The 15,330-nt window shown below is 34.1% G+C and carries 12 protein-coding genes; 1 reads left to right on the top strand and 11 read right to left on the bottom strand.

The genetic code is table 11. From position 1 onward, the window contains the following. Positions 1 to 21: 21 nt before the first annotated feature. From JS605_RS12685 to JS605_RS12695, 3 genes are all read right to left on the bottom strand, one after another. Positions 22 to 1,491: a DUF389 domain-containing protein gene (locus JS605_RS12685; protein WP_203258087.1), complete on the bottom strand. Its 1,470-nt coding sequence runs from the start codon at positions 1,489 to 1,491 to the stop codon at positions 22 to 24. Positions 1,492 to 1,553: 62 nt separating this feature from the next. Next, positions 1,554 to 2,633, bottom strand: coding sequence for a mannose-1-phosphate guanylyltransferase (locus JS605_RS12690; protein ID WP_203258088.1), 1,080 nt, complete (start codon positions 2,631 to 2,633; stop codon positions 1,554 to 1,556). Between the two features lie 4 nt (positions 2,634 to 2,637). Then, on the bottom strand, positions 2,638 to 3,234 hold the full coding sequence (locus JS605_RS12695) for a SprT-like domain-containing protein (RefSeq protein WP_203258089.1): 597 nt from the start codon (positions 3,232 to 3,234) through the stop codon (positions 2,638 to 2,640). Positions 3,235 to 3,381: 147 nt separating this feature from the next. Here JS605_RS12695 and JS605_RS12700 point away from each other — a divergent pair, with 147 nt between their 5' ends. Continuing rightward, entirely contained in the window at positions 3,382 to 4,056 is a 675-nt protein-coding gene (locus tag JS605_RS12700; protein ID WP_203258090.1) for an SDR family NAD(P)-dependent oxidoreductase, read from the top strand. A 36-nt stretch (positions 4,057 to 4,092) separates the two neighbouring features. Here the strand turns inward: JS605_RS12700 and JS605_RS12705 are convergent, their stop codons facing one another. The 8 genes from JS605_RS12705 to porU all read right to left on the bottom strand — a co-directional run bounded on the left by JS605_RS12705 (position 4,093) and on the right by porU (position 15,098). Then, positions 4,093 to 4,728 (bottom strand): HAD family hydrolase, encoded by a 636-nt coding sequence (locus tag JS605_RS12705; protein ID WP_203258091.1) that lies wholly within the window; start codon positions 4,726 to 4,728, stop codon positions 4,093 to 4,095. A 3-nt stretch (positions 4,729 to 4,731) separates the two neighbouring features. Next, on the bottom strand, positions 4,732 to 5,415 hold the full coding sequence (locus JS605_RS12710) for an SDR family NAD(P)-dependent oxidoreductase (RefSeq protein ID WP_203258092.1): 684 nt from the start codon (positions 5,413 to 5,415) through the stop codon (positions 4,732 to 4,734). Continuing rightward, positions 5,408 to 6,439, bottom strand: coding sequence for a M28 family metallopeptidase (locus JS605_RS12715; RefSeq protein ID WP_203258093.1), 1,032 nt, complete (start codon positions 6,437 to 6,439; stop codon positions 5,408 to 5,410). The genes JS605_RS12710 and JS605_RS12715 overlap by 8 nt, the downstream gene beginning before the upstream one ends. A 118-nt stretch (positions 6,440 to 6,557) precedes the next feature. Continuing rightward, positions 6,558 to 8,189, bottom strand: coding sequence for a pyruvate dehydrogenase complex dihydrolipoamide acetyltransferase (locus JS605_RS12720; protein ID WP_203258094.1), 1,632 nt, complete (start codon positions 8,187 to 8,189; stop codon positions 6,558 to 6,560). A 3-nt stretch (positions 8,190 to 8,192) separates the two neighbouring features. Further along, the gene (gene pdhA, locus JS605_RS12725) at positions 8,193 to 9,191 is read right to left on the bottom strand and encodes a pyruvate dehydrogenase (acetyl-transferring) E1 component subunit alpha (protein ID WP_203258095.1); all 999 of its coding nucleotides are present in this window, start codon (positions 9,189 to 9,191) and stop codon (positions 8,193 to 8,195) included. Positions 9,192 to 9,368: 177 nt separating this feature from the next. Then, on the bottom strand, positions 9,369 to 9,851 hold the full coding sequence (gene cdd / locus JS605_RS12730; protein ID WP_203258096.1) for a cytidine deaminase: 483 nt from the start codon (positions 9,849 to 9,851) through the stop codon (positions 9,369 to 9,371). Between the two features lie 107 nt (positions 9,852 to 9,958). Continuing rightward, entirely contained in the window at positions 9,959 to 11,182 is a 1,224-nt protein-coding gene (porV, locus tag JS605_RS12735; protein ID WP_203258097.1) for a type IX secretion system outer membrane channel protein PorV, read from the bottom strand. A gap of 34 nt (positions 11,183 to 11,216) precedes the next feature. Beyond that, entirely contained in the window at positions 11,217 to 15,098 is a 3,882-nt protein-coding gene (porU, locus tag JS605_RS12740; protein ID WP_203258098.1) for a type IX secretion system sortase PorU, read from the bottom strand. Positions 15,099 to 15,330 lie beyond the last annotated feature (232 nt).

Consider the following 15,330-nt stretch of genomic DNA (forward strand, 5'->3'; position numbering starts at 1 on the left):
TTTTAGGTTTTAGGCAAAAAATTACCTTAAAATTAAAATACTATCTTGTTTCAATTCTTTTGTTAACCAAACCCTTAATTCGTTTTCTTTTTTAAGTTTAGTGCTATCAGGTAAGTTTTTATTCCATCTTAAATTAACTACAGAAACGGTATCTATATTTATAAAGTCTTTTGACTCTAACCTTCTTGAATAACCAAAATACTCCAAGTCCTTAAACCTGACTTTTGCATCTCTAGACAAATTTGTAAAAGACAGTTTATTCCCATTAGTTTTAGCTTCAATCTGCTGATTTAGTAAGGTAATATTTTCCTGTAACTCTGTTATTTGTTTTTGTAAACCTGCGATGATATTATCTTTACTATCTAAATCCCTTATGGCTCTATCATACGCCTCAGATATCTTATCAAAGCTTCTATTTTTATTGCCCTTTATATTTAGGGTAAAGTCTTTAATTTTATCATAATTCTTTATTTCATTGGTTAAATCCGCAATGGTAGCTTCTGGGACTTCTCCGTTAAAATAAAGCGTGATAGATTTTTCCTCCCAAGCAGGTGTCCCTTTTTGAAGCCATAATTCATTATTAGACTCTACTTCGGTTTTTAAAAAGTTATTATAATCACTCTCTAAACCACTTTGCTGAATAAACTTCACAAACGTCCAAATTGCTGGTGCCATAACCAAAATAGCTACTACAGAAGCCAATCTTGCTATACGCTTGCGCTTTTTAGAATTGGCATACCTCAACATAGGGAAACGTAAAATTTTCAGCACCAAAAATGTAGCAAGTGCTATAAAAATTGTATTGATGGTAAATAGGTACATCGCACCTATAAAATAGTCCCAATTATGCGCCAAACCATAACCAGCTGTACATAATGGAGGCATCAATGCTGTAGCAATTGCCACACCAAAAATTACAGATGCAATAGTGCCTTTTTTGGTACGGGCAATGATTAAAGCCGCTCCACCAAAAAATGCAATAAGCACATCCCTAACATCTGGTTTTGTTCTACCAAAAAGCTCGGTAGTCATTATATCAGCAGTAGGAAAAAATTTAAAAAATAAAAAAGCTGCTAATAAACTTAAAACTATCATTGTAGCTAAGTTTATCATAGATTTTTTTAGGGTATCTATATCGTTTATGGCTATGGAAAGTCCAACTCCTAAGATAGGTCCCATTAGTGGAGATATTAACATAGCGCCAATAACTACAGCTGTAGAGTCGGCGTTTAAACCAATGGAAGCCACAAATATAGAACATACTAAAATCCATGCCGTGGCGCCTTTAAACGGGATATCGTTTTTTATGGCTTCTATAGTTGCAGCCCTATCCGTATCATCCCTAAAGTCTAAAAGTTCACTTAAGAATTTAGAAATACTGGCAAACAAACCTTGGGCATCTTTTTTTACCTCTTGCTTAGATTGCTCTACATTTTGCTCCTTTTGGATTTCTTTGTCCTCTTCTGAAAAATTAAATTTACTTTCTTCCATTGTTACTAAATTGCATCATACTTACGAATATAGCATAATTTAGGATACAATGTATTGAAGTCTTAACCGTAATTTTCTCCGAATTTATCTTTTACTTTTTGAAGTGTTATCTTGATATCCTGCTCTTTTACTTTAGGGTAAATAAGTAGAACTTCTTCTTTATCTACAATAATAAAATCGTTTAAACTATCTACTACAACTATTTTATTATTTTTTGTACGAATCATATTTCCTGAAGCATCCTCGATAAGCGTTCGTGCATTTACCACGGCATTCCCCGATTCGTTTTTATCTAGTTTATCATATAAACTACCCCAAGTGCCTAAATCGTTCCAATCGAATTCTGCAGCAATTACATACACATTATTCGATTTTTCCATAATTGCATAATCCACCGAAATATTTTCTGCTTTTGGATAATTGTCTTTTATAAAGCCACTTTCTGCTGCTGTATTATAAACTTCAATACCATTTTCAAAAAGTGCATATAAATCTGGTTGATTACTTTTAAAGGCACTTACTGCACTTTTTACACTCCACATGAAAATACCTGCATTCCATAGAAAATTACCTTGGGCAATAAATTCCTTAGCTGTATCATAATCTGGCTTCTCCCTAAACTGGTTTACAGGTTTTACAATATCTGTAGAAGATTTATCAAACTCAATATAACCATAACCAGTATTTGGAAATGTTGGTTGTATACCTAAAGTCATTAACGCATCATTTTCTTCGCAAAATTCAAAGGCAGACTGTACATTTTTAGAAAATGTGGCTTCATCCTCAATCCAATGATCACTGGGTGCTACGATCATCACAGCATCTGGATTCTCTTTTTGAATTTTTAGCGAGGCATATAAAATACAAGGCGCTGTATTGCGCATTGCGGGTTCTAAAACCACCTGCTTTTGAGTTACCTCTGGCAGTTGCTCTAAAACTAAATCGTTATAACGCTCGTTAGTTAAGATTAGAATATTTTCTTTAGGAATTAAGTGTGTTAAACGTTTAAAGGTTTTTTGTATTAACGTATCTCCTGTTCCCAGCATATCATGAAATTGCTTTGGAAAATCTTGCGTACTTACAGGCCAAAACCTCGAACCTACACCTCCGGCCATTAATATGGCATAATAATTCTTATTCATTTTTTTAATTTATCAGTTCTACTTCTGCATTTGGATTAAAAAGATACAATCGTCCAGTTTTTATCTCGGTACACTCAAAACGTTTTGTGCGCTTTTTTCCCATTTTAAATAGTCTCCCGTTGTATAATTTAAAAGTACTACCTATCGGTATTTCAAAAATATAGGTTTTATCATTTGGCACATCAAACTTTTTCAATGCTAATGATAATTTAACATCGCTATCACTACTTGCCTTAGGGTTTTTAAAGTGATGTGCCAACAACGGTAATATTTCGTTTGGAAAAATATCTGGATTTAAAAATGGCAGCATTAAATGTTGAAAGGTACGTTTCCATTCTATACCATGCGGTTTTATGTAACGCCCATAGTTTTGAAATGCCTGAAAATGGGCAATCTCATGAATGAGCGTTATTAAAAATCGATACTGATTTAAGTTAGCATTTATCGTAATTTGATGCTTGCCATTTGGTAAAGGTTTGTAATCACCGTGTTTTGTTTTCCGCTCCTTTTTAATTTTTACTACAAGATTATCGTGCTCTAGCAGCAAGGTAATTCTTGGAATAGCATGTTCGGGGATATGGGTTTTTAATTGCGATTGCATCACTACGAAAATACTAGATTTTTATCAAAACAGTACTTGATTTCGTAAGAAAAAATAACTAGATTCGTTTGTTGGATAATAATAATTATCATTAGAAACGACGTCATATTTGTAAGTTGTCAAATATTCCAATAATGCTTAAACTAAATGAATAAAGTCGCATTAATAACAGGAGCTAGTAAAGGAATTGGGAAAGCTTTATCTGAAAAAATGCTCAATGAAAACTACTTCGTTATTGGAACAAGTAGAAATAATGAAATTAAAAACTTTGAACATACGAATTTCTATTCGTTAAAACTAGACCTTTCGAATACAACAAGTATCGAGAATGCTCACAAAGAAGTTTTTAGCAAATTCAAACATATTGATATTTTAGTTAATAACGCTGGAATTGGACCAGATTTAGACACTTATATTCCTGAAAAAAAATCTTTCAATCTAACTTTTGATGTTAATGTAACCGGAACTGTATTTTTCACTGAACCATTAATTGAATTAATAAGCAAAAACGGGATTATTTTAAATATTTCTTCTAAAATGGGGTCATTAGATGTTTGCGAATTGACTGATTCTGTTGCATATCGAATGTCTAAAAGTGCTTTAAATATGTACACAAAAATTCTAAAAAACAGACTAAAGGATAAAATTAAAGTAGCTTCTATTCATCCAGGCTGGGTAAAAACAACAATAATTGAAAGCAACCTCATAAACGGTAGATTAACACCTGAACAATCAGCAGATAATATTTTTGACTTCTTAACAAACGAATTTGAAAGCGGAACATTTTGGAACTCAGAGAATAGAACCAAACTATTATGGTAAAACGATTTGCAAACAAAATTATACACACTCCAAAAATCAAATCATATTCATAAGCGAATTCATATTATCAAAGGTTTTAGTAGCTAAACCTTGTAGTTCATTTTTATAATCGTGTTCGGTATAGCCAAACACATCAAAACCTCCTGCTTTTGCAGCTTTTACTCCAGAAACACTATCCTCAATAACCAAACAGTCTTTTGGATAAAACCCCATGGTTTTAGCTGCCCATAAAAACACATCAGGTTCTGGCTTCCATTTTTGGATGGTGTAACAGCTAAAAATATTACCTTCAAAATAAGGTAACAAACCTGTAACCTCTAAGTTTAGTCTTATTTTATTTTCTGGCCCGCTTGATGCTACACAGAATGGAATTTTTAAATTTTCAACCAAATGCTTTACGCCTTTTATAGGCTTCATATCTTTACGAAACGCTTCAAAAGTTCTTTTACGATAGTCTGATTCAAAATTGCTGGATAGAGGTTTTCCAAGGTGTTTAGAAATTGAGTCCATACAAGACTTCAATGATTTTCCCTTAAAACTTATCAAGTATTCTTTAACATCCATATTTGCTCCCAAAGCATTAGCCATATCTATAAGCACGCTAATAGCTATAAATTCACTATCTACTAAAACCCCATCGCAATCAAAAATTATGCATTTGTACTTACTCATTGATTAAGGTGTAGAATTAGAAACCTGCAACAATTTACCATTGTAATAGGTATGACCACTGAGTGAAAAATCAAAAATATAATTTGCCATTTCTAAAGCTGTAGTTGGTGCCTGATAGCCTGGAAACGCTTCTTCTAACATTTCGGTTTGTACAGCACCTAAAGCCAATACATTAAATGCAATGCCTTGATCTTTATACTCTTCAGCCAATAACTCTGTTAAAGTAATAACTGCACCTTTACTTGAGCTATATGCTGCTAAGCCAGGAAACTTCATACTGCCTTGTACACCACCCATAGAACTAATAGTTACTACATGACTTCCTTTGCTCATAAACGGAACTGTAACTCGCGTAAGTTCTGAAACACCAAAAACATTGGTTTTATATACTTGTTCAAAATCAGACATTGAAGTTTCTAAAAATGGTTTATTCAAAAGTGCTCCTGCATTATTGATTAAAACATCTACCTGTTTCCATTCTTTTTTAATGAAATCTTCAACTTTTTTATAAGCCTTAGTATCACTTAAATCAAAAGAAAAACACTCTACATTTTTTAGCTTTAAACCTTGTACAGGTTTCTCATTTCTAGAAAGTGCAAGTACGCTATGTCCTGCTTTTGCAAATACTTTAACCAATTCAAAACCAATACCCCTACTGGTGCCTGTAATTATAATATTTTTACTCATTTTTCAGTTGTATTTCTTTTGAAGTAGAATTTACCATACCACTTATTACTGGAATCATTTTATTGATAAAACTCGTCATGTGATCAAAGTCTAATTTATCCGCTTCGTCATCGACATGATGATAATACTTAAAGTTGGTAAAATCGAAAGTAGAAATTGCATGCGCTGGTATTTTAAACTGTTTATAAAACGGATAATTATCTGACCGTTTAAACAATTGAAATTCCTTAGCTTTTGGAAAAAAACCAATAATTTCTGAACCTGCATAATCATTTATTTTTTTAGCGATATTAGATTTTTCAAAACCAGTAATATATGCCATAACTTCTGTTTCAGCCCTTGGCACTCCTATCATTTCAAAATTAATCATAGTGTATAAACCTATGCCTTTATCTTTTAATCGTTTTGCCAAATGTTCAGATCCTTTTAACCCCATTTCCTCAGCGGCATATAGTGTGAATAACAAACTTCTTCTATTACGTTTTGTTTTAGCAAAATGTTTTGCCCATTCCATAACGGCTACTGTACCTGAAGCATCATCATTTGCGCCATTTGCAATGCTATCACCTTCTACTTCTTTTGCCGTGCCTATATGATCATAGTGCGCTCCAAGAATCACAAATTCATTTTTTAAATCTGGATCACTACCTTCTACATAACCTACTATATTGTAACCTACCATATTTTTTAAATTAAAACTATCTCGATAAATTTCAAAATAAGGTTTTACATTATTCTCCCTGAAAAAATTCTCGATATATACTGCAGCTTTTTCTATGCCTATGGTTCCTGTATTTCTTCCTTCTAATTCATCTGAAGCTAAAAATTCTAGACCAGACTGAACATCCTTAAGAATTATTTTATCTGATAGATTAGGAGACATAGTCTCGCTAGTATTAGCTTCTTTTCTTGAAGTATTAAAGGGCGTACTATCTATAGAATTAGGATTCGTTTCAATTATCTTTTTTTGTCCGCCACAACTTAAAATTAGAATTAACAGAAATAAACTAAATATTTTTTTCATGGTTACGTCTTTAAAAATTTAAAGATAAAAAAAACCTGTCTCTATATATATAGAGACAGGTCTTACTTAAAATCATTATTTATGATATCCTGAAATAAATTCAGAACATTACTATCTTTTAAACCAACATCGTCACAGGATTTTCAATATAGCCTTTTAATGTTTGAAGAAATTGTGCTCCTGTGGCACCATCAACCGTTCTATGGTCGCAAGCTAAAGTTAACTTCATTGTATTTCCTACTACAATTTCTCCTTCTTTTACAACAGGTTTTTGAACTATGGATCCAACAGATAATATTGCTGAATTTGGTTGATTAATGATAGATGTAAAATAATCAATCCCAAACATTCCTAAGTTAGATACTGTGAATGTACTTCCAGACATTTCATCTGGTGTTAATTTCTTATTTCTAGCTTTTCCAGCTAACTCTTTAACCTCAGCTCCAATTTGTGGTAAGCTTTGCTCGTTTGCAAAACGGACTACTGGTACTACCAATCCGTCTGGTACTGCAACGGCCACACCTATATGAACATGATTATTTAAACGCATTCTATCATCAAACCATTGCGAATTAACTTGTGGATGCTGCTTAAGTGCCATGGCACAGGCTTTTACAACTATATCATTGAATGAAATTTTAGTATCTGGTATAGAATTGAATTGTTTACGGAAAGCGATCGCATTATCCATATCAAATTCTACTGCCAAATAATAATGTGGTGCTGAGAATTTAGACTTGGTTAATGATTTTGCAATCGCTTTACGCATTTGAGAATTTGGTACTTCATCAAAATCTTCTGTTCCTGATGGCACAAACTTACCTACCGCTGCTGCTCCAGCTGCTGGTTCGTAGTTTTCTATATCTCGCTTTATGATACGTCCATTTTCTCCAGAACCCTGAACTTTGGTTAAGTTAATGCCTTTTTCTTCAGCTAATTTTTTAGCTAATGGCGAGACATATACTCTTCCATTTTCTGTTACAGGAGTAGGCGTAGGTGCTTTAGACTTTGTTTCTGCTTTAGCTGGTGCAGGTTTTGATACCTCTGATTTTGCTTCAACTTTAGGAGCCTCTTCTTTAGATGAGGTTGGCGATGATGCTGAAAAATTAGCTGCAACACCAGAGACATCAGTTCCAGCTGGACCGATTATAGCCAAAAGCTCGTCTACTTTTGCAGACTCTCCCTCTTTTAATCCTATTTCTAATAAAGTACCTGATTGGAATGATTCAAATTCCATCGTGGCTTTATCTGTTTCTATTTCAGCTAAAATATCACCTTCTTCTACAGTATCACCAACTTGTTTTAACCAAGTGGCCACTGTACCTTCTTCCATGGTATCACTCAAACGTGGCATGGTAACTACAATGACACCTTCTGGCAATTCTGTTTTAGTATCCCCAGAATCTTTAGGTGTTTCTGCTTCATTTGATGCGGCCGGTGCTTCTGTTTTTTCTTCTACAACTTCATTTGAGGCACTTCCTCCTCCGTTGAGTAATGCTGAAATATCCTCTCCTTCATCTCCAATTATAGCCAACAGCTCATCTACCTTTGTAGTTTCCCCTTCTTGTACACCTATATGAAGTAGCGTTCCTTCATTAAAGGACTCAAATTCCATAGTAGCTTTATCTGTTTCAATCTCAGCTAAAATATCGCCTTCTTCAATCTTGTCCCCTACTTTCTTTAACCAAGTTGCGACAGTTCCTTCTTCCATGGTGTCGCTCAATCGAGGCATGTTTACAACTATTGCCATATCTTATAATTTGTGTGGTATAAATGGATAATCTTCTTGCTCGTAAACCATATCATAAAGTTGTTGTACTTCTGGGAATGGAGATTCCTCTGCAAACTTTTCACATTCTGCAACGCGTTCTTTTACACGTTTGTCTATAACTTTAATATCGTCTTCAGATGCATATTTCTTTTCTAAAATAACATCCTTAACCTGAGTTATAGGATCTATTTTCTTATACTCTTCTACTTCAGCTTTTGTTCTATAGTGCTGTGCATCAGACATAGAATGCCCTCTATATCTGTAAGTTTTTAATTCTAAGAATGTTGGGCCTCCACCTTTTCTTGCTCGTTGTATGGCTTCATCAAAAGCTTCTGCAACTTTCACAGGATTCATGCCGTCTACAGGTCCACAAGGCATCTCGTAACCTAGACCCAATTTCCAAATATCATCATGATTTGCTGTACGTTCTACTGATGTCCCCATGGCGTATCCGTTATTTTCACAAACAAATACTACTGGTAAATTCCAAAGCATTGCTAGGTTAAATGTTTCATGTAAGGAACCTTGTCTTGCAGCACCATCTCCAAAACAACACAGGGTTACAGCATCGCTCCCATGATATTTGTCTCCAAATGCAATACCTGCTCCTAATGGTATTTGACCACCAACAATACCATGTCCACCATAAAAACGATGTTCTTTAGAGAAAATGTGCATTGATCCTCCCATACCTTTTGATGTACCGGTTACCTTTCCGTATAACTCTGCCATAACACGTTTTGGATCCTCTCCCATACCTATGGGTTGTACATGGTTACGATAAGCCGTAATCATTTTATCCTTTGTAAGATCCATAGCATGTAAAGCACCTGCTAAAACTGCTTCTTGACCATTGTACAAGTGAAGAAATCCTCTTACTTTTTGTTGAATATATACTGCAGCAAGTTTATCTTCAAACTTTCTCCAAAATAACATGTCTTCATACCATTTCAGGTATACCTCTTTCGTTATTTTTTGCATCTACTTTAATTAAGGTTTTACTTATGCGAAATACAAAAGTAATACATTGAATGGTTTTGGGAAAACCCTTTAGGATTGAAAGCATAAAAAATGCGAAAAATTTATATTTCATACTGTTTTTTCGTCAATTATGCCATGATACATTATTAGACCTAAAATTTTTAAAATTTAGGTGGATTATAATTGAGATTTATCAAAAATAAATGGTAATAAATTCTCTAAAGCATTAGACTTTATGATCTTTCCTGATGTACCCATAAAGAATATTTCTATGGGCGATTTTTGTTGCACTTCATATTCAGCAATAGCTTGCCTACATGCTCCGCAAGGAGGTATCGGTTGTAACGTTTCTTCTTTTAAACTTCCTGCAACAATTACCATTTTTAGCATCTTAGTTTTTGGATATTTTGCCCCCGCATAATACAATGCTGTTCTTTCCGCACAAAGTCCTGATGGATATGATGCGTTTTCTTGATTACACCCTGTAACGATCTCTCCATTTTCTAACAGAATTGCTGCACCTACAGCAAAATTTGAATATGGCGCATAGGCTTTTACCCTAGCTTCTTTAGCGTTTTCTATTAATTGAATAACATCCCTTGGTAATTCTGATACGTTTTCAAAAACTTGAAAAACCACTTCTAACTTTATCTCTTTCATGGGCAGCACTTAATAGTATGTCTGCTAAAGTTACAAACTATTTTAAACTAAAAAACTACTGCCTTTACAAACAGTAGTCTTTTTATATATTAATAAAATATTATGTCTTAGTATTCAAAATACTCTCCATCCCCTATGTTAAATGTTAAAGAAAACCTAAGTGTATTTTCTAATGGACTTTGCACTCTTGAGGCTGAGAACAAATAGGATAAGTCTATATTTATGACATTGTATTTAAAACCTGCTCCGATAGCTAAAAATTTACGAGCTCCTTTATCTTCTGCTTCATTAAAATAACCTGCTCTAAAAGCAAATGAATCTTGATATAAATATTCTGCACCTAAAGACCATGTAAACTCTCTTAACTCTTCACTAAAACCACCAGGAGCGTCTCCAAAAGATTGAAATATTCCTGACAAAAAGCTTACGTCTTGAGATTGCCCTCCTATAATTACATCCTGCTCAAAGTCTGTATCTTCATCTGCCTCATAGGTGCCATTTCCATTAACATCTGTAAATCTATTTCCTCTAAGCGGTGGGGTAGGCACTAACAACTTCGCAACTTCCGCAGTAACTGCTACTTTATTATAATCATCAAAAATAAAATCAAATCCTCCTCCCAATCTCAATGTGGTGGGCTGAAAATTCTCCGTTCCTCCATCATCATACTTAAATTTAGGCCCTATATTTTGGATGGCAAACCCTGCTCTCCAACGTCCATTAAAATCACTATATGCTTCTTCCTCACTCTGATAAAACCCGGAAATATCAACACCAAATGTGTTTGCAGATGACGCATCATTGTTCCCTACATTTAATCTTAAATCTGAACGTAAATAACGCATAGCTACAGACATTGCAAATTGATCTGAAAGTCTTAGCGCATAAGAAGCATCAATAGTTAACTCGTTTGGTCTTTGAATCAATGCCTCAGAAAACTCGTCTTCTACAAATTCAATATCTCCTAAAGAGAAATATTTTAAGCTTGCTGCAAAAGCACTACGCTCGTCTAATCTATTAAAGTAAGTTACATTCCCTAAAAATATATCATTTACTAATCTGCTCAAATAGGGAGTATAGCTCACTGCAACTCCTGATTTAGTTTCAGAAAACGCATACTTAGACGAATTCCATTGTTGCGAATAGGCATCTACAGATGTTGCTACTCCCATGTCTCCCATTGAGGCAGCTCTTGCATCTGCGGCAATCAAAACAAACGGTACACCAGTGGTTATTACTCGAGTATCATCTGGGTCTGGAATTTCTACTGTTTGCGCTGTTAAATTGCTTACTAAAACTAAAAGCGTTAGTACAAATATAGTATTCTTCATAGTTGTATTTTATAGTTGCAAATATAATTTTTTATTAGAGTATCACAAGTTTCTCTATTTTCTCTACTGTCTTGTTTAGTAGGTTAGACTTTACTGTTAGCTTGTATATGTAAACGCCCTTCCCTATTTTTTCTCCAAAATCATCCCTTCCATCCCACACGATATCTTTAGACAGAGAACTGGTTGCCTTTATACCACCAGAGGTTTGCCCATTTAACGTTCTCACTAGTTTACCGGAAACTGTGAATATCTGTATAGAAACGTCTAAAGGTTGTGAACTATTGTGATTGAACCAAAATTCTGTATAATTGACAAACGGATTTGGATAATTTAATACATTATTGATTACAAGTTCTTGGTCTTCATCAAATACAATAAATTGAAGTTCGGAAGTTGATGAATTATTATATACATCCCAAGCTTTAAGTGTTAACGTGTGCAATCCAGGTTCTAGATCCCTAAAGGGGAAACTCACCGTACCTCTTTGATAGTTATCAACCTCGGTTTCATAATAATCGTTTAAAACAAAAGGATTGGTTTCATCTCCATCAATTATTGCTACTATATCATGACCAATGCCACTGGCTGTATTTATACCATTTGCATCTTCCAGTTTTGCTAACAATGTTGGAGACTCATTGGTTATCCCTCCTGAAACAAAATTTTCGTCGTTCATGAATAGGTTAATAACTGGCCCTGTATTGTCTTCTTCTGCATTTTCATTTACGCCACCTATTCTAATATTGGAGACATCTGCTCCAGTTTGGTTTTCTGATAGTAGAGTATTCTTAGCATAAAAACTAACCCTACCCAAACCTACGGGCACACCAATATCTTTTGGTACTACAAAATCAAATTCAAACTGCCCGTTATTTACAGTTGCCTGCCCTCTAAAAACAATAGCTCCTAGTGTTTTAAAATCCAGCTGTATTAAAGTACCTGCATTTGTTGTATTATCATTTGCCAATGTTTGCCTGTCTATAAATTTATCATAAATTGTTGTAGATACCACCCCATTATAATTACTTAAAAGATTACCATTTACATCTGTAACCTCTCCTGCTAATTTCACTCTACTTAGTGCCTTAAGGGTATCTGTAGATTGCGCAATTGGTGTATCGTTTATTTCAGTTAAGCGTATATTTGGTTTAGGAAATGCTAGTTTCATTGCCGGGTCTCCAATGTAAAACACTAGTCTCCTTTGAGTCGCAAATCCAACATTAGGATCATTTTTAGCCAATCTTAAGGCCTCTGCCATAGTTGGGTATTCATCATCATCAAAGCTATCATTATCACTAAAAGAGAACAAATACTGCCCTAAAGTATTATTGAATGTTATACCAAAATTCACAAATACTTGCCTTGTTGTTGTAATTAAACTTATGGCTCCCGCTTGCTTATTCCAATACGTAAATTCTCCTGCTGTTTGCCTAAAAGGATTATCAAACTTGGTAAACTCACAGGTTACTGTTACAAAACAGTTTAATTTGCAGAAGTTCTTTAAGTTATCAATTGAGGGCACATCTAAAATACGCTCTTGCGACAACCCATCTTCCCCTCCATGTCCAAAATAGTTTACCACTAAAGCTCCATTATCTATAGCATTTGAAATTTCTTCGTTAACTTCTGGGTAGCTCTCTCCTCCCGCTGAAGATTCTTGCTGAAAAGCATCAGCATGTATCTTTATAACATTTACAAATGGTTTTTCATCGGTAACCTCATCCCCTATGTTATCTGTAGTTTGTTGAATTACTCCTTCCCAATTTTCATCTACATCATCAGAAATTACCACATAATTATTACGCCATCTCCCTAAAGATTCTTTTGCATAATAGGAATCTATTTTGTCCACCAATTCCCTTGCTCTTTGCGGTGTGTCGGCTAAAACACGACCTACTGCTATATCCAAACGATCACTATTACTCATTGCCCCTTCGTTATCATCCATCATCCCATAAAAATCATCTGAAACAAAAGAGTTTGTTAAGTTTAAACTATTATAAGAATGCCACGAAGGCACAATATTTGTATTATTAGGAATTCTATCTTTGTAATCATAAGAGCCGTCTCCAAACAAGCAGAGATATTTAATTCTTCTTTCAGGAGTACTTGCATTATCATAAATATATTTTACCAAATTCCGTATGGCAGCAATATCTGGATTACTAGTACTAAATTCAGTATAAATCTCATCTAAACCCATAACTTTTACATTTAGACTGTATTGATTTCGGTTAATTTGCGCCAAACGCTCAGCCTGATTTAGCATATTATTTGGAGCAACTATAAGATAATCGATATCTTGAAACCCTCCATCTGGTCCATTAAAAACAGTGCCCTTTATATTTTGATTTCTTAACGTTTTATTAGCATCAAATTTAGGCTCATAATAATCTGATGGAGACAATGCCATGTATAACCTCTCCTCACCCATAGTTGATGTGAAGCTAAAGCTATTTTCTCCTTCTGAGTTTTCCACATTAGACACATTAAAAATGTCTGTTACATCCCATACTTCAGATAACCTTGAGGCTTCTGATATAGTATACTCTGCAACTCCAGAACTAGTAGCCACATTATTATTTTTGAAGCGAAACTGATTATTTTCAAACTTTAGCAATCTTGTTGCTTCCACTGATATATAATCCAAATACCCTAGAGCACTCGGATTACCTTGATTGTCATAATTCAATTTTACGTTAATTTCCTCTGAAGCCACATTAAGGTCTCCTGTGTAAGCATTTTGAGAACCAATTATTATATCACTTGAAGATCCAAAAATTAAATTTTGTATCACAGTACCGTTTACGCTTACCTCCATTGAAGTATTACTTGAAGAGACCGCTGCTGCATAAACCCTTAAGCTAATAGGGTTTGCTGTTACTAAATCTGGAAAATTAAACGTAAACTCTTGTTCATTTTCAATATTGAATCGCTCACCAAACCAACGCCTACCCACAGTGCCCACATTATGAATATCTCGCTCATGAAACTGATATTGCTGATAGGTGCTAATACTTAAATCAACAGGTCCTGATGGTTGACTAAGAGGCTGTATTCTTTTTCCACTACTACCTCCAGCTGTTATGTAGTAATAAGTCCTATCTGTGTAAGCATTAATATTGGTATTACTCTCTGCATTGAATTCCTTTGGTCCTTCGCCGTAAAAAAGCACATAATCATCATTATCAAAAACACCATCCTGTTCTCCAACAACTTTAATAGCATTTTCAGTAACGTCAAAAGGCTGAGGTTCAGAATTACTATAAGGTATCATACGTCCACCATTCCCATAAATCTTAATAGTTCTTGGGTCTACAGTATTAACATTAACCCCTAGATTTTGTAAAAAGCCTTTCGATAACCTAAAAACTCCGGTTGTATCGATATAAAACTTATACCAAGTACCAGAATTTAACACAGAATTAGTTATTACTTTAGACCCCTTAAAGGCTTTATTCCTACTAAAAAGAGTATTATTTTGTGGTTTATAATCTATCTGAAAAGACACAATTTTTTTATAGGCTCCATTCTCTCCTTTTATTATAGGGGAAACCTCTAAGTAAGCATACTGATTATCCCTAGATTTAGAATTCTTTAAATCATATCTTAAACCTACTGGTATTTTCGATCTATCAATATCCAAAAGTTCAGCCTCAGTAATGGGTTGATAACTTATGTTATTTAATACAACAGAAGCCTCATCTACATAACCAGAACTCTCCCACTGTGCAATAAATTGTAGCCCTTTATCAAAATCATAATTATAATGTTTTGTGTTGAATGCAGGAAGATTGATGCTATTGGTACCAAAACTTAGTTTGGTAGTTCCATTCCAATCAATTGAAAAACTTTTTTTTTGCCCAAAAGCTAGGCAAGACACTAGAAGTATTAAAAGTAAAATTCTCTCTTTCATGAGCTAGAATAACGTGTAAGGCACACAGTTATTATCAAATAAAACAACAATTTTTTTCTAAACATCAAAAGTACAATAATAATTTGTGAAAAGTAACGTTATTTCTATGCGATAGTTTAGAGAAAAGTGCCAAAATCATCGATGTAATACATTAAAAATAGGATGAAATACGTATTTTTTTCGTCAAAATGCAAAAAATAGCTTGTTCTGTAAGGTTTAATTCTTATATTGC

The sequence above is a fragment of the Hyunsoonleella ulvae genome (genome assembly GCF_016827605.1).
Lineage (GTDB): Bacteria > Bacteroidota > Bacteroidia > Flavobacteriales > Flavobacteriaceae > Jejuia > Jejuia ulvae.